Source organism: Bacillus sp. LL01, assembly GCF_001037965.1.
The window spans coordinates 1-22,461 of record NZ_LFEL01000007.1; the positions used below are offsets into that span (position 1 = coordinate 1).

The 22,461-nt window shown below is 41.9% G+C and carries 18 protein-coding genes, 1 tRNA gene and 2 pseudogenes; 1 reads left to right on the forward strand and 20 read right to left on the reverse strand.

The genetic code is table 11. The features are described 5' to 3' along the window. The 6 genes and pseudogenes from AB685_RS18230 to lonB all read right to left on the reverse strand — a co-directional run. Positions 1–971, reverse strand: a pseudogene (locus AB685_RS18230) (RNA-guided endonuclease TnpB family protein); the annotation flags it as partial. A gap of 17 nt (positions 972–988) precedes the next feature. Beyond that, positions 989–1,388, reverse strand: a pseudogene (tnpA, locus tag AB685_RS18235) (IS200/IS605 family transposase). A 243-nt stretch (positions 1,389–1,631) separates the two neighbouring features. Then, positions 1,632–2,816, reverse strand: coding sequence for a serine-tRNA(Ala) deacylase AlaX (locus AB685_RS18240; protein WP_047972048.1), 1,185 nt, complete (start codon positions 2,814–2,816; stop codon positions 1,632–1,634). A gap of 335 nt (positions 2,817–3,151) precedes the next feature. Next, positions 3,152–3,736, reverse strand: a complete 585-nt coding sequence (yihA, locus tag AB685_RS18245; RefSeq protein ID WP_047972049.1) for a ribosome biogenesis GTP-binding protein YihA/YsxC — start codon at positions 3,734–3,736, stop codon at positions 3,152–3,154. Further along, positions 3,733–6,057: an endopeptidase La gene (gene lon, locus AB685_RS18250; RefSeq protein ID WP_047972050.1), complete on the reverse strand. Its 2,325-nt coding sequence runs from the start codon at positions 6,055–6,057 to the stop codon at positions 3,733–3,735. Before lon ends, yihA begins: the two co-directional genes overlap by 4 nt. A gap of 242 nt (positions 6,058–6,299) precedes the next feature. After that, a complete protein-coding gene (lonB, locus tag AB685_RS18255) occupies positions 6,300–7,985 on the reverse strand; it encodes an ATP-dependent protease LonB (protein WP_047972051.1) in 1,686 nt (561 codons plus the stop codon). A 195-nt stretch (positions 7,986–8,180) separates the two neighbouring features. Here lonB and AB685_RS18260 point away from each other — a divergent pair, with 195 nt between their 5' ends. Further along, the gene (locus tag AB685_RS18260; RefSeq protein ID WP_047972052.1) at positions 8,181–8,750 is read left to right on the forward strand and encodes a hypothetical protein; all 570 of its coding nucleotides are present in this window, start codon (positions 8,181–8,183) and stop codon (positions 8,748–8,750) included. Positions 8,751–8,804: 54 nt separating this feature from the next. On the opposite strand, the gene clpX is transcribed toward AB685_RS18260, so the two are convergent. From clpX to sdhA, 14 genes are all read right to left on the reverse strand, one after another. Next, on the reverse strand, positions 8,805–10,073 hold the full coding sequence (clpX, locus tag AB685_RS18265) for an ATP-dependent protease ATP-binding subunit ClpX (protein WP_047972053.1): 1,269 nt from the start codon (positions 10,071–10,073) through the stop codon (positions 8,805–8,807). A 396-nt stretch (positions 10,074–10,469) separates the two neighbouring features. Further along, positions 10,470–11,756, reverse strand: coding sequence for a trigger factor (gene tig, locus AB685_RS18270; RefSeq protein WP_047972054.1), 1,287 nt, complete (start codon positions 11,754–11,756; stop codon positions 10,470–10,472). Positions 11,757–11,973: 217 nt separating this feature from the next. Beyond that, positions 11,974–12,993 carry a tetratricopeptide repeat protein gene (locus AB685_RS18275; RefSeq protein WP_047972055.1) on the reverse strand — a complete coding sequence of 340 codons (1,020 nt, stop codon included), beginning with the start codon at positions 12,991–12,993 and terminating at the stop codon, positions 11,974–11,976. Between the two features lie 244 nt (positions 12,994–13,237). Continuing rightward, a tRNA-Arg gene (locus AB685_RS18280) sits at positions 13,238–13,314 on the reverse strand. Between the two features lie 347 nt (positions 13,315–13,661). Further along, a complete protein-coding gene (locus tag AB685_RS18285; RefSeq protein WP_047972056.1) occupies positions 13,662–14,165 on the reverse strand; it encodes a metallophosphoesterase in 504 nt (167 codons plus the stop codon). Positions 14,166–14,175: 10 nt separating this feature from the next. Continuing rightward, entirely contained in the window at positions 14,176–14,778 is a 603-nt protein-coding gene (locus AB685_RS18290; RefSeq protein ID WP_047972057.1) for an XTP/dITP diphosphatase, read from the reverse strand. 1 nt (position 14,779) lies between these two features. Next, a complete protein-coding gene (gene rph, locus AB685_RS18295) occupies positions 14,780–15,541 on the reverse strand; it encodes a ribonuclease PH (RefSeq protein ID WP_047972058.1) in 762 nt (253 codons plus the stop codon). A gap of 289 nt (positions 15,542–15,830) precedes the next feature. Further along, on the reverse strand, positions 15,831–16,916 hold the full coding sequence (locus tag AB685_RS18300) for a GerMN domain-containing protein (RefSeq protein WP_047972059.1): 1,086 nt from the start codon (positions 16,914–16,916) through the stop codon (positions 15,831–15,833). A 236-nt stretch (positions 16,917–17,152) separates the two neighbouring features. Continuing rightward, positions 17,153–17,962 (reverse strand): glutamate racemase, encoded by an 810-nt coding sequence (racE, locus tag AB685_RS18305; protein WP_047972060.1) that lies wholly within the window; start codon positions 17,960–17,962, stop codon positions 17,153–17,155. 9 nt (positions 17,963–17,971) lie between these two features. Next, a complete protein-coding gene (locus AB685_RS18310; RefSeq protein WP_047972061.1) occupies positions 17,972–18,427 on the reverse strand; it encodes a MarR family transcriptional regulator in 456 nt (151 codons plus the stop codon). 256 nt (positions 18,428–18,683) lie between these two features. After that, positions 18,684–18,908: a spore germination transcription factor GerE gene (gene gerE, locus AB685_RS18315; RefSeq protein WP_047972062.1), complete on the reverse strand. Its 225-nt coding sequence runs from the start codon at positions 18,906–18,908 to the stop codon at positions 18,684–18,686. Between the two features lie 116 nt (positions 18,909–19,024). After that, entirely contained in the window at positions 19,025–19,489 is a 465-nt protein-coding gene (locus AB685_RS18320) for an acyl-CoA thioesterase (protein ID WP_047972063.1), read from the reverse strand. A 442-nt stretch (positions 19,490–19,931) separates the two neighbouring features. After that, a complete protein-coding gene (sdhB, locus tag AB685_RS18325; RefSeq protein ID WP_047972184.1) occupies positions 19,932–20,696 on the reverse strand; it encodes a succinate dehydrogenase iron-sulfur subunit in 765 nt (254 codons plus the stop codon). Continuing rightward, positions 20,696–22,456 carry a succinate dehydrogenase flavoprotein subunit gene (sdhA, locus tag AB685_RS18330; RefSeq protein ID WP_047972064.1) on the reverse strand — a complete coding sequence of 587 codons (1,761 nt, stop codon included), beginning with the start codon at positions 22,454–22,456 and terminating at the stop codon, positions 20,696–20,698. The genes sdhB and sdhA overlap by 1 nt, the downstream gene beginning before the upstream one ends. Positions 22,457–22,461 lie beyond the last annotated feature (5 nt).

Genomic DNA, 22,461 nt, shown 5'->3' on the forward strand with positions numbered 1-22,461 from the left:
CGTTGAACAGTGATTTTACGATAAAGTTCTTTTCTTTTTTTGCGTAGTTTCTCGTATTTTTTTGAGTATATCCAAGTTTGCCTACCTTTTTTTATTGTTCCGTTTTCGTTGAAATTATTAGAATTTGTACTTCGTTTAGACCTATCCATTTTACGCTGAATTCGTTTTAGTTCTTTTTCGTTGGTTTTACATTCCGGTGCGAGTTCTTGCAGTTGGACCTTATCTTCGCTACATATCGCAATAGTAGACGTACCAATATCTATACCTACTCGTTTAGTTTCATCGTTAGAAATCTCACGATTTCTTTTCGTTGGTGGATAACCTTCTTGAATAAGTTGAACAAAGTAGCGAACTTTCCCGCGCACTTCACGTTTTAATATACGAACGTACTTCGTCTTATCCATTAAAGCTAAATGTGCATATTCATCGTTACGTTTCGGCGAAACAGACATAGAGAGCCAATTTTTGGGTCTAGGATTATTCTTTGTTGGTTTATCTCCCCAAAGAATGTTGCCATCTACAAACCTTAATCCCGTTTTATTTGATTTATTTTCAACTGAAATATCATCAATGGTTTTTTTAAAGTGACATTTTTTCGATTTCCTATAATGGAGTTTCTCCACCGCCTGAAATGCTCTTGTTGCAAGCTTTTGCGCTTCGAAACTTCCGATGTGTTCTTTGAACTTTTTTTGTACAGACTTCACAAAGTTATGTATTCCATATTCGGAAAAGCCATAATTTAGACGAATATCTGAAAGTTGACTATCACGTTCTTTAGACTTAGGTTCTTTAAGAAATTTACGATATTCTTTATCCGACTTTACCCCTTTGTGACGTTTTAGAGCTTCACCTAGGCAAGAATTATATACCGTTTTAGCAATTTTGAATTTCTTTTCCAAACGGTCTTGTTGCCAAGGTGGAATATGTAGAGGAAATTCAATGGTATAAGTTGGCTTCGTTTTTCTTGCCATAGGATTTTTACTCCTCTCTAGTTCCTTTTCTTTTGATTTTCAACGTATCGTTTAATAGTTTTGCTAGAAACATTACCAGCAGTGGACACGAAAAACGAACGTGTCCAAAGGCTAGGCAAGTGTTGAAGGTGAGGGAATTCATCTCTAAGTTTTTTTGATGTGTATCCTTTAATTTTCGCCATGATGTCCGACGGACTTAGTTTGGGTAGTGCGTTAAGAAACATATGTGCGTGGTCCTTGTCACATTCAATAGCAACAATTTGTATTTCCACCTCTTCACAGATCTCTTGCACCAATTCTTTAAAACGTTTTTCTACCTCCTCCACAAGAAAAATTTTCCTTCTATAACGAGGGCAAAAAAACGAAATGATAGTTTAATAACGAAACGGTTGTTTAAGTTCTTCTATATCCATTCATATATATAATTTTATCAGTTTAATAAATAAACTGCATGTGTAGATTAAAAAAGTAGCGAAATATTCAAATACTTGAAGTACCACAAACCTTCGGTTACCAGTGGCACTCGTATTTGACCTCACTACCATCCCACACCTGAAGGAGTGGGCTTTCCCGTTCGGAAAATCTGTAAAACAAAAAAAGACGCATAGAATATCAACCTGAAACAAGTTAATACCCAAACGCCTTTAACACTTTCATTCTCTACATTGATTCATAAAGCAGTTTCAACATTTCATCACCAGTGACATTTGCTTCTCCTCCACCTTGGACAAAACTTTCGCTTCCTCCACCTTTTCCATTAATAGCAGGCAGAACTTTTTGGGCGACAGCCTTCATATTCACTTCTGATTTGTTTCCACGAGCAGCTACAAAGGCCAATCTATCTTCATTTTCTACCACGAGAAAGACATTCGCATCTTCTACTTCCTGCGTAATATGCCGCGCCATGCTTTGCAGTTCTCCTATTGATCTATTAAGGAACACCGCTTTAATAACGGTCCGTCCATCTATCATCTTCAAATTTGACACAAGGGAAAATGCTTCATATTGAAGCATCCTATCTTTTGCTTCTTTCAATGCCTTTGCCTGCTCTATAAGTCTTGCAACCGCTTCGCCCATGTTTTGCTGCGGCGCATTCAATTGCATCGATAAATTAGAGATAACCTTCTGCTTTTCATGGAGCTGCTTTAGGACACGAGACCCGGCAACAAACGTGACACGGAGCATTTTTCTTTGCTTTTCTAACGAGAGAATTTTAAGAGTTGCCACTTCTCCTGTCGAATTCGGATGAGTCCCTCCACAACCGTTATAGTCGAAGTCTGGAATGATGACGAGACGGATATTCTCTAATACCGTCAGTTCTTTTCTTAATAGATAGTCCGAAAGCTCGTCTTTTGTCACCCATTTCGTTTCAATGTTTCGATTCTCAAGGATTATCTTGTTAACAAGTGCCTCCGCCTCCAGAACTTCTTGTTCCGTCAAATCAGTGGTATCAAGATCGATTGAGGATACTTCCTTTCCCAAGTGAAAGCTCTTGGTTTTATAGGAAAATAATTCCTCAAAGGCAGCCGAAAGCAGATGCTGCCCAGCATGTTGTTGCATGTGGTCATAGCGTCGTTCCCAATCGATCTCCCCCGTTATTTCCTCTGTCGTTTCCGGAAGTGGCCGCTCAAGATAATGCTTGATTTCCCCTCCGATCTCTTGAACTTCCAAAACCGTATGACCGTTCAGCGTCCCGGTGTCAAAGGGCTGTCCTCCGCCTTCTGGGTAAAAAGCGGTTTCCTCCAAAATGGCATACCATTTCCCTGAATCGTCCTGTGTCTGCTTTTTCAGGATGGTTTTAAATGCTCGTATGTAAGGGTCACGATAATATAATTTGTTTTCCATCTTCTTTTCACTCCTTCATCATTAAAAAGCACTATGGTAAACACCGCTGTTTATTTAACGAGATTCACATCATTTCGAATGAAAATGGAGTTTATCTTGTTATATAAAATACCCCTGTAGACTGTAGTGCAAGGCCTGAGACTCCGGCGGGAGGTAGCGGTAGACTTGAGACCCCTGAAGCGTTGTGAGGAGGCTCAAGCACCGCCCCGCGGAAAGCGAATACCTGGAACGAAAATCTACAGGAGTTAAGCAGATAAATCCTCTTTCCCCCATGGTAGCCTATTGAAAAAAACTGCGCTCAGAGTCATTTTCCACTCTGAACACAGCTTTCCACTTTACTTCATTCTCTTTTGCAAAATACCCCAGACTTCATCTTTACCTTGGCCAGTTTCAGAAGAAAATAGAATTACTTCATCTTCCTTTTCCATGCCTAGAGTTTCTCGTACAATCTTAAGGTGCTTCTGCCATTTGCCTTTTGGAATCTTGTCTGCTTTGGTTGCAATGACGATTACCGGTAGGTCGTAATGCTTCAAGTACTCATACATCGTTACGTCGTCTTTGGACGGTGGATGACGCAGGTCAACAATTTGTAGAACAGCACGGAGCTGGTTCCGGTTTGTCAAATAAACTTCCATCATTCTGCCCCATGCATCGCGCTCAGACTTTGGCACTTTCGCGAATCCGTAACCAGGAACATCCACAAAATGAAGCATTTCATTGATCAAATAAAAGTTCAATGTTTGTGTTTTTCCCGGTTTGGAAGATGTTCTAGCTAGGTTTTTGCGGTTAATCATCTTATTGATGAAAGATGATTTCCCCACATTGGAACGACCCGCTAACGCAAATTCAGGTAATTGCTCAGTTGGATATTGTTCTGGTTTAACGGCACTGATTACTATATCTGCTTGTGTTACTTTCATTTTTTCTCTCCTGCTAATGCGTGTTCTAACACTTGATCTAAATGTGATACTAAAACAAACGTTAAATCTTCTCGCACACTTTCTGGAATATCATCCAAATCTTTTTCGTTCTCTTTAGGTAGTATAACCTTTTTTAGGCCTGCGCGGTGAGCGCTGAGTGATTTTTCTTTTAATCCGCCAATTGGCAATACTCGTCCTCTTAAGGTGATTTCCCCTGTCATGCCCACGTCTCTTCGGACCGGTCTGCCAGTCAGTGCTGATATGAGCGCTGTAGCCATCGTGATTCCAGCTGACGGGCCGTCTTTAGGAACCGCGCCTTCTGGGACATGTATATGAATATCATTTTTCTCGTTAAAATCAGGGTCAATGTTCAGTTCCTTAGCACGTGATCGAATAAAACTGAACGCTGCGTGAGCGGACTCTTTCATCACATCCCCAAGCTTACCAGTCAACATCAGCTTACCTTTACCTGGAGATAAAGATACCTCAATGGATAGAGTATCTCCACCAACCGTTGTATAAGCAAGACCTGTTGCAACGCCAACCTGGTCTTCCACCTCTGCCTGTCCATATCGGAACTTCGGCTTGCCAAGGAAGTCTGCAAGGTTTTTATCCGTAATGACCACACGCTTTTTCTCACCGGATACGATAATCTTTGCAGCTTTTCTGCAAATAGAGGCAAGTTGTCTTTCCAAGCTACGCACGCCTGCTTCACGTGTGTGGTAGCGAATAATGGACATTAATGCTTCATCTCTTATCTGCAGCAGGTTTTTCTGAAGACCATGCTCCTTCGCCTGACGTGGCAGCAGGTGGTCTTTTCCGATATTTAGTTTTTCAATTTCCGTGTATCCGGCAATCGTAATGATTTCCATACGATCACGTAGCGGTCCAGGAATTGTCGCCAAGTTGTTCGCCGTTGCGATGAACATGACGTTTGATAGATCATATGGTTCTTCAATGTAATGATCACTGAAGTTGAAATTCTGTTCAGGGTCCAATACTTCCAGCAATGCGGATGATGGATCCCCCCTGAAGTCATTGGACATTTTGTCAATTTCATCCAACAGAAAAACTGGGTTAATAGTTCCACCTTTTTTCATGCCTTGAATGATGCGTCCCGGCATCGCACCAACATAGGTTCTGCGATGACCTCGGATTTCGGATTCATCCCTTACTCCACCAAGAGAGACTCGGACAAACTTACGATCCAGGGACTTCGCAATGGAACGAGCAAGGGAAGTTTTCCCCACACCTGGTGGTCCTGCTAAACAGAGAATCGGTCCTTTGAGCGACTTCGTCAACTGCTGAACAGCTAAATATTCGAGAACGCGTTCTTTGACTTTTTCCAATCCAAAATGGTCTTCATTCAGAATATCTTCCGCCCTGATAATGTCAAGCTGATCTTCTGTCGCTTCTTTCCATGGAAGGTTCAATAGCCAGTCAATATAATTTCTGATGACGGAGCTTTCAGCTGAACTGGATGGAATTTTTTCGTAGCGGTCGATTTCCTTCAATGCGGTTTTCTTCACATTTTCCGGCATCCCAATCTTTTCAAGTTTCTCTTTCAGGTCCTGGATTTCTCCGCCTTTTCCATCTTTATCCCCAAGCTCTTTCTGGATTGCCTTCATCTGTTCGCGCAGGTAGTATTCCTTTTGTGTTCGCTCCATGGAACGCTTCACACGCAAACCGATTTTCTTTTCCAGCTGCAGTACTTCTTTTTCATTGTTCACATGTTTGATAACCTTGTTCAGGCGCTCTTTGACATCTCTCGTTTCGAGGATATCCTGTTTTTCCTTCATGTTGACAGGTAAATGAGACGTAATGATATCAGCCATACGACCAGGCTCTACTATATCAACTACCGTATGATATGTTTCGATTGTCGTCTTTTTGGAGAGCTTTGTGTATGTATGAAAATATTCCAGCAAAGTTCTCATTAACGCTTCGTCTTCCGGGTCCTTCTCTTCCGTATCCGGATAAGTCAGAAGTTTGGCCTCCCAGTGCGTATCTTTTTCAATGAATTCTTCTATTTTTGCACGCTCCAGCCCTTCGACCAGAACACGTACCGTTCCATTAGGGAGTTTTAACATCTGTTTCACTTTTGTCAAAGTGCCCCATTCATATAGATCGTCTTTTGTTGGATTGTCCGTTCCCACTTCTTTCTGGGTAGAAAGAACGACAATATCATCTCCAAGCATCGCTTGTTCCAACGCTTCTATTGACTTTTCCCTTCCGACATCCAAATGTAAAACCATTGTCGGAAAAACCATCAGTCCTCTTAAAGGCAATAATGGAACATGATACTCCTTATTTGTTGCCATGGTAACACCCCCGTACGCTCTTCCTTTGTGTATCTTTGTACAATTCTATCCTAATTAAATTGCCCTGTCTAATCAAAGAGACAGTTTGGGTTGGAAAAGAGTTTTCTTTTACTATCTTTTACTAGTTTGTCTCAGTTAATAAGGAAACCGGTAGTAAAAATTTTACCTTTTTCGGGATGCAAGTGCAAAGGGAAAGTATTGCAATATGTAAACAGGCAGACCTTACATGGCCTGCCTATCCTTTACATGGATTCTGTTTTCGGAATACTGATCGGTGCCTGCAGGATATTTTCAAAGCTTGTTTCTGTAATTTTTTCTCTTACTAATGCAAGATCCAATACTTCCTGGAACTCTTTTACCGGAATCACTTCAATTCCATCAATTTCCTTTATAATCGATTGCATGTTATCAGCTGGGATGATCACTCGTTCGGCCCCTGCCTGCTTTGCGGCTTTAATTTTCGGAATCACCCCACCAATCGGTTTGACGGTTCCATGGATACTGATTTCCCCGGTCATCGCCACAAGATTGCTGACTGGAATCTTGAAAATAGCTGAATAAATTCCCGTTGCCATTGCAATCCCTGCGGAAGGCCCGTCAATCGGAATTCCACCAGGAAAATTCACATGGATATCATAATCTGCAGCAGGTACGCCAAGCTTTCTTAGAACAGTAATGACATTTTCAACTGAACCCTTAGCCATGCTTTTTCTGCGTATGGATTTTCCACCTTGGTTGCCTATGCTCTCTTCTTCCACGATTCCCGTGATGTTCACCGTTCCTTTTTTCTCTTCGGTCGGAATTGCCGTCACTTCTATTTCAAGGAGTGCACCTGAGTTCGGTCCGAATACCGCAAGACCGTTAACAAGTCCAGGCTGAGCTGCCTCTTTGATTTTGTTTTCATATTTTGGCGCCAGTTGACTGGAGTGGATTACCCATTCAATATCTGCCACATCTACCGTATCCCTGTCCTCTGTAATAGCCAGTCCACACGCAATCTGCATCATATTAACGACTTCGCGACCGTTTCTTGTGTAGGAGGCAAGCAGGCTTATACCCTCTTCCTCCACCAACATGTTAATTTTGGATGCAGCATTTCTTGCGACTGCTTCCAGTTCCTCCTGATCCAATTCACGGAAGAATACTTCCATACATCTCGAACGGATGGCAGGTGGAATTTCATTTGGTGTTCTTGTGGTTGCTCCAACAAGACGGAAGTCAGCAGGCAGGCCATTCTGAAATATATCATGAATATGTGTCGGGATTTGATTGTTCTCTTCACTGTAATACGCGCTATCTAAGTACACTTTCCGGTCTTCCAAGACTTTAAGTAATTTGTTCATTTGGATGGAATGAAGCTCACCGATTTCATCAATGAAAAGCATTCCCCCATGCGCATGCGTTACAGCACCTTGCTTCGGTTGAGGGATTCCCGCTTGTCCCATCGCCCCTGCACCTTGATAGATCGGGTCATGCACCGACCCGATTAACGGATCCGCAATCCCTCTCTCATCAAAACGAGCAGTGGTTGCATCCAATTCAATAAATACGGCAGAGCCTCTGAATGGTGATTTCGGATTCTTTTTCGCTTCTTCGAGAACAAGTCTTGCAGCTGCAGTCTTCCCTACTCCAGGCGGGCCATAGATGATGACATGCTGAGGGTTCGGTCCACATATGGCAGCTTTTAATGCCTTGATGCCATCTTCTTGTCCTACTATTTCTTTAAAGCTTGTAGGTCTTACTTTTTCAGCGAGTGGCTCTGACAATGAAATACTTCTCATCTTCCTTAATTGTTCCATTTCCTTTTTCGACTCTTTATCAATCGTCACTTTTTGCGTCCGTTGGTTCTTAAGTAGGTTCCAGAAATACAGACCAATGATGACCCCGAAGAAAAGCTGTATGAACAGTGCTATACCTGTGAAAGACATAGAAACCCTCCTGCATTCTTGATGTGATTATATGGTAGTATCTCCGTGAGATTGGGGAATAAACCAACAAAAAACATTTGGTTAAATTAGGCTCTTTTCGAAAAGATTGGAGGGTATAACATTATTTCTAAAATTGAGAAATATGAAACTTTTCTAGGTATTTCTTCGTAAAAATATAAAAAGAGGAGTAAACCTATGATAGAACTAACTTTCACCCTCCCTCTACTAAAACATTCTTCTAAACCAATTCCAATACTCGATTCAGCAGAAAACCAAGTTGCATCTATTAACCGAACATACAGAAAAAAGTGGGTAGAAATTGTTTCAAAGCTGCCGATCCCCATTTTATCGGAAGGTGTACAAGCTTTTTTCGAAAAAAAAGATTTAATGGGAGTTTCAAATATTGGAGAAGCGATAAAAGTAGAGGAGCGCACATTTAAGGAGAACCTTTTTAAGCCCAAATGGGATGTTCACTACACTAAAAGCCCAGGAGAAGAAAAAACCTATTTCTTTCAAGATGTTACTAAAATAAAAACCCATGGAAGGTTTATATACAAGAAAAATGACCGACATTTCACCCTCGAAAAAAACATATTGGACGGTACCACTTACATAAAAAAGGAAGGGATTCTACTAACTGAAATCACTAGGGGAAAATCTTTTCCAAGACCAACCTATACCATAAAATATCCAGAAGAATGTCCCATCTCCATACTTGAAATTGCTGTCCTTCATGTAATATGCCATTTTCAATTAAAGGATTGATATCAAACGAAAAGAGCACTCTCCCTTGAAGGAAAGTGCTCTTTATCGTTAATATTATGCTGAGGTCTTTTCGTCTTCTTTCAACTCAGACCCATCATCTAAAATCAATTTAGGTGCAACATTATCTGCAACTGTTTCTGCAGTTATCACACATTTCTTAATATCCTCACGGGAAGGAAGTTCATACATAACATCTAGCATGATTCCTTCAATGATGGATCTTAATCCACGTGCGCCAGTTTTTCTTTCGATCGCTTTTTTCGCAATCTCAGTTAGTGCGCCTTCCTCGAACTCAAGTTCCACATTATCAAGATCTAGCATCTTTTGATATTGCTTCACAAGTGCATTCTTAGGCTTAGTAAGGATTTCGATCAGGGCATCTTCATCAAGCGGCATTAAGCTCGCTGTCACTGGAAGACGACCAATGAACTCTGGAATTAATCCGAAACGAAGCAAATCTTCCGGTAACACTTTACCCAGTAATTCTTTTTGTTCCATTTCGTCAGCCTTCGTTTCAGAAGTACCGAAACCGATAACCTTCTTACCTAGACGGCGTTTGATGATTTGTTCGATACCATCAAATGCACCACCACAGATAAATAGAATATTTGTCGTATCAATCTGAATGAATTCTTGATGTGGGTGCTTACGTCCACCTTGAGGAGGGACGCTTGCCACTGTTCCTTCAAGAATTTTCAATAGTGCCTGTTGCACACCTTCACCTGAAACATCACGCGTAATGGACGGATTTTCCGATTTACGTGCCACCTTATCAATTTCATCGATGTAGATGATACCTTTTTCCGCTTTCTCCACATCATAGTCAGCCGCTTGGATAAGCTTCAATAGAATGTTTTCGACGTCTTCCCCAACATAACCAGCTTCAGTTAAAGAAGTCGCATCTGCAATCGCAAATGGAACATTCAATATTCTTGCAAGTGTTTGAGCAAGAAGGGTCTTACCGCTACCAGTCGGTCCGATCATGGCAATATTACTCTTCGCAAGCTCTACATCATCAATCTTACTATTGGAATTGATACGTTTGTAGTGGTTATAAACCGCTACGGATAAAGATTTTTTGGCAGACTCCTGGCCAATAACATATTCGTCTAAAATATCGCGAATTTCCTTCGGCTTCGGAACGTCCTTAAATTCTACTTCTTCCTCTGTCCCCAACTCTTCTTCTACGATTTCCGTACAAAGTTCAATACATTCATCACATATGTATACGCCTGGTCCAGCAACAAGTTTACGCACTTGATCCTGAGTTTTTCCACAGAAAGAACATTTTAATTGTCCTTTTTCGTCATTAAATTTAAACAAATTATTTCACCCCTTATCATTTCTCTCTTTTCCCATCCATCAGCTGGTATTCTAAAAATGAGAAAAACTGTTGCAGCTTCAAGCCTGCCATAGTCTCCAATTCCACATGTTTTATTAGTGGAACATCCTCATTAAAAAACGAATAGTTATGTACTGCATTTTACCACATTTTAGCCTAACATTTCTAACAATTATACTTTGGTTATGTATGGATATTTTAGAGAAAGAGTCCGTACTATTGTATCCATGATTTCGTTTTACTAACACAGCGATGAATGGAAATAGCGGAAATCTTTACTTGCCATACCTATAGAAACAGGCATGCCAAGTCTCAAAAAAGTCCCGGATGGTACAAAACAAGGCACGATCAAGTCGCGCCTTGTCTCTTATACTCTATTATGCAACATCTTTACTGTTTTCTACAAGGAAATCAATTGCTTTTCTAATTTTCAAATCTTCCTTAAGACCTTCTAAGCTTCCTAATGCTTGCTTAATTTGGTCAATAGACATATTGTACATGCCAGCCATTTTTTCGATTTCTTCGTTTGCTTCTTCATCCGTTACTTCGATGTTCTCAAGCTTGGAAATCGCTTCAAGCGTAAGGTTCATTTTCACACGCTTTTCTGCATCCTCTTTCATTTGAGTGCGAAGAGCTTCTTCGTCCTGACCAGAGAATTGAAAGTAAAGATCCATTGTCATACCTTGCATTTGAAGGCGTTGTTCGAATTCACGAACCATGCGATCTGTTTCTGTTTTCACCATAGCTTCAGGAACTTCCACTTCTGCATTAGCAGCAGCTTTGTCCACTAGCGTGTCGCGTAGGTGGTTGTCAGCTTCTGTTTTCTTCGCTTCTTCTAGGCGAGCTTTTGTTTTAGCTTTAAGCTCTTCAAGAGTTTCAACTTCTTCATCTACATCTTTAGCGAACTCATCGTCAAGTGCAGGAAGTTCTTTTGTTTTGATTTCGTGAACTGTCACTTTGAATACTGCAGGCTTACCAGCAAGCTCTTCAGCATGATACTCTTCAGGGAAAGAAACTTCCACTTCTTTCTCCGCTCCAGCTGCAAGACCTATCAATTGCTCTTCAAAGCCAGGGATGAAAGTGTTAGAACCGATTTCTAAAGAATAGTTCTCAGCTTTTCCACCTTCAAACGCTTCACCGTTTACGAATCCTTCGAAGTCCATTACAACTGTATCGCCGTTCTCAATAGTTCCTTCTTCTTTCACAACAAGTTCAGCTTGGCGCTCTTGAAGACCTGTTAAGTCAGCTTCTACATCTTCGTCAGTAACAATAGAATCCATGCGCTCAACTTCTAATCCTTTGTACTCGCCAAGTTTCACTTCAGGCTTCACGATCACTTTAGCAGTGAATACTAGCTTTTCGTTTTTAGCGATTGTATCGATATCGATTTCCGGTTGGTCAACCGGCTCGATTCCAGTTTCCACAACTGCGTTAGAGTATGCAGTAGGAAGAATGATATCAAGAGCATCCTGGTATAGGGATTCTACACCGAAACGTTGCTCGAACATTCCACGAGGAATTTTCCCTTTACGGAATCCTGGTACGTTTACTTTAGTTACTACTTTTTTGAATGCTGCGTCAAGACCCTTGTTAACAGTGTCAGCATCAACTTCAACCGTTAATACGCCTTGATTTCCTTCTAACTTTTCCCATTTAGCAGACATAATTTTCCCTCCAACATCTATTTTCAAATAAGACAATGAATCATACACCATCTAATCTGATGAACCACACGAGGTGGTTGTTGTTTTCAACATTTTGCTGCAAGTACACAGTCTTAAACACCCCTTTTACAAGAGGATTATCTAAAGACCTATATGGTATATACAGTTTACAACCCTTACATTATAACATAATCCCAGGTGAGTTCAACACATAGCCTCATAATCGCAAATATGAAAAATCTTCAAGCTTATTGATCTCCCGTACAATCGACTTTACTTCCATTTTGGAAACATCATATTCCTCTTCCAATTGCTCCATATCCAAACTTAAACCAAACAGATCCCCACCTGCACAATGCAGTCCTGCCGCCCACACTCTCGGCTTATCCGGTGTGAATGGAAGCGGATATTGTACTGTATGTAATCGAACGAGCATTTCTTTCAAGCTCTGAAAAAGAGTGGGATTATCACTTTCTACTTTATCTTCTAATATGGTAATGATTTTATTTAAAAATGAATCTTCTTCTCCACTCTGTAAGCTGCTTGGTATAATGGAAAGCTGCTGACCCAATTTCACTATTTCTATTTCTTTGTCCCAGCCCTGCTCTTTGAGAATGTGGAGTAGGAAGGTTTTTAATACCGGGTGTTTCAGTTCATCCATCAGGTATTTTTCAATTTCCGTTATGAGCGGCCGAATGTTTCGGTGCTTTAACAACTGAATTATCTCATACTGCTTCTGAAGAGAGCCTTCATGAAGCTGGACCATTTCATCGAAGTCGGAGTTCGGCTGCCCAAAGTCAGGTTCAAATTGCTCCGCATTCTCTTCTTCTGAAGGAAGCATTTTTCTCGCGAACTCCAAAAGCTGATAAAAGTTCTGGGCATACTGGGCGGGAAGCTTATCCTCCTCTAGGATTGCTTCAATGGTCGACTTGACCTCTCCGTATTCCTTTAACTGGATCAGAATGGTGATGTAGATTTGGAGCACATGAAAATAATCGCCTATATCCTCACGCAGCATTTTCTTGCAACGGTTCTTTGCTTCGGTAAGTTGTCCTAGTTCCATGTAGCATACAACCATCCCCAGCTCCACTTCTGCATAAGCATACTCTTTTTCTCGAGCCTGCTCAAAAAGCCCGAGTGCCTCCGAGAATTTTTTCTCTTTCATCGTCTGCATCGCTTTTTCCAGAAGCCTCTGTTTTAAATTTGGGAACTCAACTATCTTTTTCTCTTTTTTCATATGTATGTAGCCGCCCTATTTTTATAGTTGAAATATTTGAAACAAGTTTATCAATGTTTTTGGGGGAGCACAAGCGATAGGGGGAAGGGAGAATGTTAATAGGTCCGGTGTTTATACTCAAGAATTTCTTTTGACCTCAAAAGCCACTGCCTCAATACTAAACAAAAAACACCATGCAAGCATTTTTATCAGCACTCTTCTAGAAAGTGTTCATAAAAATGTACATGGTGTTACTTTAGGTAAATGGCGTCCCAGGAGGGATTCGAACCCCCGACACACGCCTTAGAAGGGCGTTGCTCTATCCAGCTGAGCTACTGGGACATTATAAGTTTTAAGGCTTGCTATGGTTATTCTGTACTACCGTCGTCCCGATTTTGCTGGAAAGTTAATTCGGGAAGTATTCAAAATCGGTACGCTGAAGCTTTTACAAGAAGCGTATTCGATCGTGCTCTATCCAGCTGAGCTACTGGGATAATATAAGAGTTAAGGCTTGCTCATTACAATGCAAGTTATGTATCTACCAGCCACTCTCGATAAGAAATATTTACTAATTATCTGCAGCGACAAGATTTATTATATGAGATACAGAAATTAAAGTCAACACTTTTTAAAAATTTTTCTCATATAATTTTCTCATCAAAATAGAGAGAGGAGAATCCCCTCTCCTGCTACTTCTCAAATGTATGGGAGGAAAGTTTCTCTCCCTTTTCATTATAGTAATGTACAAAATAACATGTATCGTTTGTATCAAGTATAGCATAGGTTTTATTTCGTGTCATACGGGGAAGTTCTATGCTACCAGGGTTAATAAAGAGGATTCCTTCCAGCAATTCCACACCAGCAATGTGTGAATGTCCGAAGCAGACAATATTCGCTTCCTTTTCTTCTGCTGCATATTTCAACGGCAGCAAGGAGGATTTGACTTGATATAGATGACCATGTGTTGCGAAAAGTCGATTGTTTGGAAATTCCTTGGTTAATTGTTGTGGATAATCATCATCAAAATCGCAGTTTCCTCTCACTGCATAAAAGCCCTTCATCTCATCACTCGCATATGGCATCTCAGAATCGCCACAATGAATGAAAAGATCTACTTCGTCTTGATGACGTGCTTTTATCTGCCTTAGTACCTCTGCGTGTCCATGATTGTCACTAACAATTAAAACTTTCATACTTCCACTCCTAGTTGTTGCGGGAGAGCAGCTCCCACTGATTGGTTAATTGACATATGGCGTTGGCTCTGTGGCTGATTTCACTTTTTTCTTCTTTAGAGAGTTGGGCCATTGTCTTCTGTTTTTCTTTCACATAGAAAATGGGATCATAGCCGAATCCGTTTTGCCCAGCAGGCTCAAAAGCGATAGTGCCCTCACACGTCCCACGAACGGTAAATTTTTCACCTTCTGGATCCACGACTGCCAATACACAGACAAAACGTGCCGATCGTTTTTCTTCTGGAACTTCCTGCAGTTTACTTAGTACCTTATGAATATTTTCACCATCATCTTTTCCCATACCCGCATAGCGTGCAGAGTACACACCTGGTTCTCCATTTAGTGCATCCACTTCCAAACCGGAATCGTCCGCAAGCACTATTTTCCCTAGATGAACTGAAACTGCCTCTGCCTTTAGTAGTGCATTTTCCTCAAAGGTGCTTCCCGTCTCCTCAACTTCAGGAATGTCAGGGAAATCTGCTAAAGACTTCACTTGAAATCCCTTTGGTTCTAAAATCACTTCAAAATCTTTCACTTTTCCTGGATTATTGGTTGCTATAATAATATCTGTCACGTTAGTTGACTCCTTTACTCTTTTCAATAATACTATCAGCCAAGTGACCCAATGCCTTTCTTTGGGCCTCGACCAGATGAAGGACTCCTTCTTCAGCTAGGTTCAATAGTTCATTTAGCTGTTTTCTTGAAAATGTCGCTTCTTCCCCGGTACCTTGCAGCTCCACCAAGTCTAAGGATCCCGTCATAATCACATTCATATCTACCATAGCGCTTGAATCTTCCATGTAGTTCAAATCGAGCAAAGGCTGCCCATTCTCCATTATTCCAACAGAGGTTGCTGCCAGAAAGTCTGTGACAGGAAGGCTTGTGATTTTCTTTGCCTCCACAAGTTTTTGAAAAGCAAGAACCATGGCAACATACGCTCCAGTGATTGATGCCGTTCTTGTTCCCCCGTCGGCCTGAATGACATCACAATCTATCCAAACTGTTTTTTCACCTATCTTCTCCAATTGAACAACCGAACGGAGCACACGTCCTATCAGTCGTTGGATTTCCATTGTTCTACCTGTTACCTTGCCTTTTGTAGACTCTCGCATGGTTCTTTTTTCTGTAGCCCGTGGAAGCATGGAATACTCTGCTGTAATCCAGCCCTTTCCTCCACCTCTCATAAAATGCGGTACCCTGTCTTCGATAGTTGCTGAACAAATAACTTTCGTATTTCCAACACAAATTAAAACCGAACCCTCGGGATGAGTGATATAGTCTGTCAATATTTCAATCGTTCTGATTTGATTTTGCTCTCTTCCATCTGCTCTGGACATTCTTAAAAGCTCCTTTTGTAGCCATATATTTAAGAGAAAGGCTCTGTTATACGCCGCTGTTGATTTCCGCACTGGGCTTCGCTTTCCGCGGGGTGCTTGTGGAGCCTCCTCGGCAAGCCTGCGGGGTCTCCCCTAAGCACTACCTCCCGCCGGAGTCTTCGCCCTGTGCTACAATCAACAGCTAAAATGTCTAAAATTTTCACAATCAAATTTAACAGTAAAAAAAGAAAGAAGAGGCAGTGTTTCACCTCTTCTTGTTTTCTATTATTAGTATATCAAATTTTACACATTAAAACCTGCCTGTGTTCACTTTTTCAGGACGCACCACAGGTTCCGAGATGTTCGTGCCATCCGTTGCCATCAGGTCGCCTTCCCCGTCCACCGTAATCGCAATGCTCTCAACGCCTGTCTGCTCGGTTAATGTAAGAACCAATGAATCAACAATCGACTTGGACACAATACGTCCTTCGAGACCGAGAATCGCCTCATTGAAATTCAATACAAGATTTCCATCTTCCATTACCGGTTCATCTAGAAGAGCGATTTCATTAGTTAAATCGTTCGTTAAGCCCGAGTTGTGGGATGGACCTTTAATAAGCGCCTCTACAATAGCCGAATACTTATCTTTCCCTTCCAGGCTCAATCGGGTAGTTACCGGTACATAGTACGGATCCCCATCATTGCTTTCTGCCATAAAATAAAGCGTCACGGCCCTTGAAGTCATTAGATCGACGGATTCTGCAGTGTCATAGTTGATTCCGTTTGCTCTGCTCACACCCTCGCCAATAGGTGTCTGATTGACAGGCATCACGGTCTGAACATGTCCGTTCACCATGATTTGCACTTTATCCACATTTTCAAATTGAGTCAAAGTCCATGTGATTGCTTGGAGAATTTTCTCTTCATCTGCAGCATCATAGTTCATGAATTCGTTGGAAAAGTCAGCAACAATTGTGCCGTCTTTCTTAAGGTTTACATCCACTTCCGTTCCAGCAGGTATTACTGCACGGAATCCATTTGGCAGCATCGCATCCACTGGTCCTCCCACAACTAAGTATTCCAATGCTTGTTTCGCCACTTCATTGGTTTTCGGAAGCTCCAGTGTTTGCGAAACCACATAGCCATTGCTATCAATTAAGTATATTTCCCCTTGTACGTTTTCAGATACAGTAGCCTCTTCCCCATCCGTTTCTTCCCCAGTAACATCACTGTCAGCACCATTTTCGTTTGCAGCATCATCTACATATGAGACATCTTGCGGAATTTCCTGCTCAGATCCTGCTTGCTCGTCACCTCCAAATAATCCACATCCGGATAAAAGCACGGAAGAAGCAAGCACTGCAGCAGCTGTCATTTTCACTTTTTTATGAGACATAGGTTTCCCTCCTAAGACGGTTTGTACTAATATATATACGAGCTATTCCTAAAAATAGACCGAGCTCTGGAAAAAGTTTTGTCCCATATTGGTTGCCGCCCACTGGAAAGCGAAGCGCCTGGAACGGAAATCAACAGAATTATATATATTCTTATCTTTACACAAAAAAACAGGGCGGGAAAATTCACCGCCCTGTTTTACTATTGGAATTCACTTGGTTCACACCTGTGATTCATTTATATCCCGATCGGATCCAACACAATCGTATTGACGTTCTCGATAGGCTGTTCAAAAAGCTTGCTTGCAATCTTCTCAAATAGCTCCTTAGAACCGGTTGTGTAAAATTGATGGTTTTCCGTTACCTGCTGTTTATTCAAAAGTTTTTTGAAATTGAGGATGGTACTTACCTCACGGGCAGTCTCATCACCAGAACAGATCAACTGAATATCCTTTCCCATCACTTCCTGGATGGTAGGCCGCAACAGAGGATAGTGGGTGCAACCCAGAATTAAAGTATCTATATTAGATCCTTTAAACAAGTGTAGAGTATCTTCGACGACAGCCTTGGCTCGCTCCCCTTCGAAATTCCCACTTTCTACTAACGGCACAAAGCTTGGACACGCCAGGCTTTCTACATGCACTTCATTGTTAATGGCTCTAAGGGCATTGGCATACGCACCGCTGTTGATGGTCCCCACTGTACCAATGACACCTACCTGATAATTTGATGTAACCTTTAACGCCGTTCTGGCACCAGGGTCCACAACCCCTATCACAGGAATGTCCAATTGCTCCCTTATCTCATCCAACACAACCGCAGTGGCTGTATTACAGGCAATAACAAGCATTTTTATATTATGGGTCAACAGATACCTTGTCATTTCCCAAGTATAAAGCCGCACCTCGTCAACAGGCCTTGGTCCATACGGACACCGAGCTGTGTCTCCTAAGTATATGATGCGCTCTTTCGGCAACTGACGCATGATTTCTTTTGCAACCGTCAGGCCTCCTACTCCAGAATCAATAACTCCTATTGGTCTTAGCAACTAAATCCCTCATTCTTTCATTTCTAGATGTAATCGTGCTAAACACTTTTCTAACATGAAAATTTCATCTTTGGAATAGTTCTTTAGTATGTTTTGCAAATAGTCCTGACGTTTTTTCACCACTTCCGCGATAATACGTTCTCCTTCTACAAGAAGGTGAATACGTACAACACGTCGGTCGTTTGGATCTTTTACACGCTGGACGAGTTCATTCTTCTCCATACGGTCTACAAGGTCAGTAGTCGTACTGCACGCTAAATACATTTTCGTGGACAATTCACCGATGGTCATATCCCCACCTTCAAGCAACCATTGTAACGCAACGAATTGCGGAGGTGTGATGGTGTAATTGCTTAATATTTCGCGACCTTTCTGTTTCACCAAAGTCGCTATGTATCTTAATGATTTCTCTATATCTGCAACCAGTTGCGGATCCTGCAATACTGCTTCATTTTGATTCGTCATTCTCGACCCTCTTTCTTCCCTTTTTCTTTTTTATCTGAACATAAGGTGTCATGTAATCATTGTGTCTATTATGTTTATTTTCTTATGTTTTCATATAAAAAGCAAGATGTAAAGGCTTTTAAATATATTTACCCACATAGAAATACTTGGGTTTGAACGTTTTTTGGAGCTAGGAACTGTAAAACTTGTACATAAGATAATAAATAACCGACTACCACTCTTAACTGTATTGTTAGAAGATAGTCGGCAGGTTAAGTTAAAGCTCTAATTCTCCCATGCGAAGAAGCTCGACAACTGCTTGGGAACGCCCCTTTACTCCCAGCTTTTGCATAGCATTGGAAATGTGGTTCCGAACTGTCTTTTCACTGATAAACAACTCACCAGCAATTTCTTTCGTTGTTTTATCCTGAACTAACAGCTCAAATACTTCTCTTTCTCTTTTGGTAAGCAATGGCTTTGGTTGAAACTCTTTCTCCTTCAATAATTGTAACCCTCCTTGCCTTAGCCAGAGCTGAACTAGCGGATGGGTGTATATTTAGTCATGGTATAATATGTTAGAAGGCAGACGGGAGTTCCACGTAATTAGACGTATTTTCATTATTTTTTCATTGATTCTCTAGAAAGGAAGAGGTTTCGCTGCTCCTCGTTCCAAGCTTCACCTTTAGCGGTATGTTTATTCAGTTGGACCATACGTCCTCTCCCCACAAAATAAGGCTTCCCATTTCCTTTTCTACCAAGATAATGCAGGTCAACAGAAGAGGTTCCCACTTCATTCGTTTTTACACAGATCTCCAGTTCTTCCCCAAAGTAGACTTGTTGTAGAAAGTCACATTGTAAGTCTGCTACGACAGGGATGGTGTTGCTTCCTGCTTGTGTCCATTCTTGCATGAACCCTAGGCTTTTGAAGAATTCTATTCTAGCTTCCTCAAAATATACAAACGGCACCGTGTTATTCATATGACCGAACATGTCTGTTTCGGAAAATCTTACTTTGACTCCGTGACTGAATGAGAACTCATTCATCCATTGTTGCAGGTCTTCTATATAGGCTAACTTTTTCATGTTTATTCCTCCCTGAATTATCAAATCTCCTTGAAATGGATTGATAGATATCTAGCATAACTCCTGTTGACTTCCGTTCCAGATGTTCGCTTTCCGCGGGGCGGTGCTTGAGCCTCCTCACTTTGTTGCGGGGTCTCAAGTCTACCGCTACCTCCCGCCGGAGTCTCACATCTTGCACTTCAGTCACCAGGGGGACTTTTTTTAAAATAATAAATTTTTTCAAAGATTGAATGTATTCTCCTTGTTGATTGTAGTGGAAGACGCGAAACTCCCGCGGGAGGAAGGGACAAGGGAGACCCCGCAGGCTTGTCGCGGAGGCTCCCGGACCGCCCGCAGGAAAGCGAAGCGCCTGGAACGGAAATCAACCGTTTTCTATTTTCACACTTGAATTTTTGTAAAAAAACGCCTCTTTTCAGCAAAGAGGCGTTCTGTAAGTTGTTTATTAGCCCTGGTCGGAACCAAAGAAGCTTCTGAACATCTGAACCGTCGTGTCGCGGTTAAGCGCTGCGATGGAAGTAGTCAAAGGGATACCTTTAGGGCAGGACTGCACACAGTTTTGTGAGTTACCACAGTTTGCAAGGCCTCCGTCTCCCATGATCGCTTCAAGACGCTCGGATTTGTTCATTTCCCCGGTTGGATGTGCATTGAATAGTCGCACTTGGGAAAGTGGTGCAGGACCGATGAATTCTGATTTGCTGTTAACGTTAGGACAAGCTTCCAAACATACTCCGCAAGTCATACATTTGGAAAGTTCATATGCCCATTGACGCTTTTTCTCCGGCATACGAGGACCAGGTCCAAGATCATAAGTGCCATCGATCGGAATCCATGCTTTCACCTTTTTCAAGGAGTCGAACATGCGACTTCTATCGACTTGAAGGTCACGTACAACCGGGAAAGTACTCATCGGCTCAAGTACGATAGGCTGCTCCAATTGGTCAACAAGCGCCGTACAGGATTGTCTCGGCTTGCCGTTGATTACCATGGAACAAGCTCCACATACTTCTTCCAAACAGTTCATATCCCAGTTTACAGGAGTCGTCTCTTTCCCTTCATTATTAACAGGGTTACGACGAACTTCCATAAGTGCAGAGATTACGTTCATGTTCGGGCGGTAAGCCAATTCGAATGTTTCATAATAAGGGGTTCCCTCAGGACCGTCCTGACGCTTCACTTTAAACGTTACAGTTTTTGCTTGTTCAGCCATCATTCTTTACCCCCTTTTTTCTTAGAGTAGTCACGCTTACGTGGCGAGATTAAGCTAACATCTACCTCTTCATAGGAGAATTCAGGTGCAGATTTAGGACCTGTGAATTTCGCCATTGTAGTTTTTAGGAATTCCTCATCATTACGCTCCGGGAAGTCCGGTTTGTAATGTGCTCCACGACTCTCATTACGGTTGTATGCGCCGATTGTGATAACACGAGCCAATTGAAGCATGTGATGCAGCTGACGGGTGAACGCCGCTCCTTGATTGCTCCATTTCGCTGTATCATGGATATTGATATTGTCATAACGCTCGAGAAGCTCCTGAATTTTTTCATCCGTCTGCTTCAGCTTGTCATTGTAGCGAACAACTGTTACGTTGTCTGTCATCCACTCACCAAGCTCTTTATGAAGCACATAAGCATTCTCTGTGCCGTTCATTGTCATAATCTTGTTCCACTTTGCTTCTTCTTCTTTTACATAACGGTCGAAAAGGGAGGAAGAAAGGGAATCCGTAGATTTTTCCAATCCGTTCATGTATTCTACCGCTTTTGGACCTGCAACCATACCACCGTAGATTGCGGATAGTAGGGAGTTGGCTCCAAGACGGTTCGCACCATGCTGAGAATAATCACATTCACCTGCAGCAAATAGTCCAGGAATGTTTGTCATCTGGTCATAATCCACCCAGATTCCACCCATGGAATAATGAACAGCAGGGAAGATTTTCATTGGTACTTTACGTGGATCGTCACCCATGAATTTTTCATAGATTTCGATGATTCCACCAAGTTTGACATCCAATTCTTTTGGATCCTTATGGGAAAGATCCAAATACACCATGTTCTCACCGTTAACACCAAGTTTCTGGTTAACACACACGTCAAAAATCTCACGAGTTGCGATATCACGAGGAACCAGGTTTCCGTAAGCTGGGTATTTTTCCTCAAGGAAGTACCACGGCTTACCGTCTTTATATGTCCAAACACGTCCACCTTCACCACGAGCAGATTCACTCATAAGACGAAGCTTATCATCTCCAGGTATTGCTGTCGGGTGAATCTGGATGAACTCACCATTCGCATAGTAGGCACCTTGCTGATATACGATCGATGCTGCTGAACCAGTATTGATGACAGAGTTTGTAGATTTACCGAAAATAATACCAGGACCACCAGTCGCCATGATAACTGCGTCTGCAGGGAATGATACGATTTCCATGCTAGTAAGGTTTTGTGCGACAACCCCGCGGCAGATGCCCTCGTCGTCGATAACAGAACCTAAGAATTCCCAACCTTCATACTTTGTAACAAGACCGGAAACTTCAAAGCGGCGAACCTGCTCGTCCAATGCGTATAATAACTGTTGACCTGTTGTTGCACCAGCGAATGCTGTACGGTGATGCTGCGTTCCACCAAAGCGTCGGAAGTCCAATAATCCCTCTGGAGTACGATTGAACATAACTCCCATACGGTCCAATAGATGGATGATTCCTGGCGCCGCATCACACATCGCTTTAACAGGTGGCTGGTTTGCTAAGAAATCTCCACCATATACGGAATCGTCAAAGTGTTCCCAAGGAGAATCCCCTTCTCCTTTAGTGTTTACTGCCCCGTTTATTCCACCCTGGGCACAAACTGAGTGAGAACGTTTAACCGGTACTAATGAAAATAGATCAACTGGTACACCGGCTTCAGCGACTTTGATGGTTGCCATCAAGCCTGCTAATCCACCGCCGACCACGATAACTTTTTTACTCATATGTA

Coding starts and splice junctions, on each gene's coding strand:
- rph (WP_047972058.1), bottom strand. CDS start 15,541: ATGTCCAGAGCAGATGGAAGAGAGCAAAATCAAATCAGAACGATTGAA.
- yihA (WP_047972049.1), bottom strand. CDS start 3,736: ATGAAAGTAACACAAGCAGATATAGTAATCAGTGCCGTTAAACCAGAA.
- AB685_RS18285 (WP_047972056.1), bottom strand. CDS start 14,165: ATGAAAGTTTTAATTGTTAGTGACAATCATGGACACGCAGAGGTACTA.
- AB685_RS18240 (WP_047972048.1), bottom strand. CDS start 2,816: ATGGAAAACAAATTATATTATCGTGACCCTTACATACGAGCATTTAAA.
- AB685_RS18260 (WP_047972052.1), top strand. CDS start 8,181: ATGATAGAACTAACTTTCACCCTCCCTCTACTAAAACATTCTTCTAAA.
- AB685_RS18320 (WP_047972063.1), bottom strand. CDS start 19,489: ATGAAAAAGTTAGCCTATATAGAAGACCTGCAACAATGGATGAATGAG.
- lon (WP_047972050.1), bottom strand. CDS start 6,057: ATGGCAACAAATAAGGAGTATCATGTTCCATTATTGCCTTTAAGAGGA.
- AB685_RS18275 (WP_047972055.1), bottom strand. CDS start 12,993: ATGAAAAAAGAGAAAAAGATAGTTGAGTTCCCAAATTTAAAACAGAGG.
- sdhA (WP_047972064.1), bottom strand. CDS start 22,456: ATGAGTAAAAAAGTTATCGTGGTCGGCGGTGGATTAGCAGGCTTGATG.
- tig (WP_047972054.1), bottom strand. CDS start 11,756: ATGTCTGCTAAATGGGAAAAGTTAGAAGGAAATCAAGGCGTATTAACG.
- AB685_RS18310 (WP_047972061.1), bottom strand. CDS start 18,427: ATGACGAATCAAAATGAAGCAGTATTGCAGGATCCGCAACTGGTTGCA.
- AB685_RS18300 (WP_047972059.1), bottom strand. CDS start 16,916: ATGTCTCATAAAAAAGTGAAAATGACAGCTGCTGCAGTGCTTGCTTCT.
- sdhB (WP_047972184.1), bottom strand. CDS start 20,696: ATGGCTGAACAAGCAAAAACTGTAACGTTTAAAGTGAAGCGTCAGGAC.
- lonB (WP_047972051.1), bottom strand. CDS start 7,985: ATGTCTTTCACAGGTATAGCACTGTTCATACAGCTTTTCTTCGGGGTC.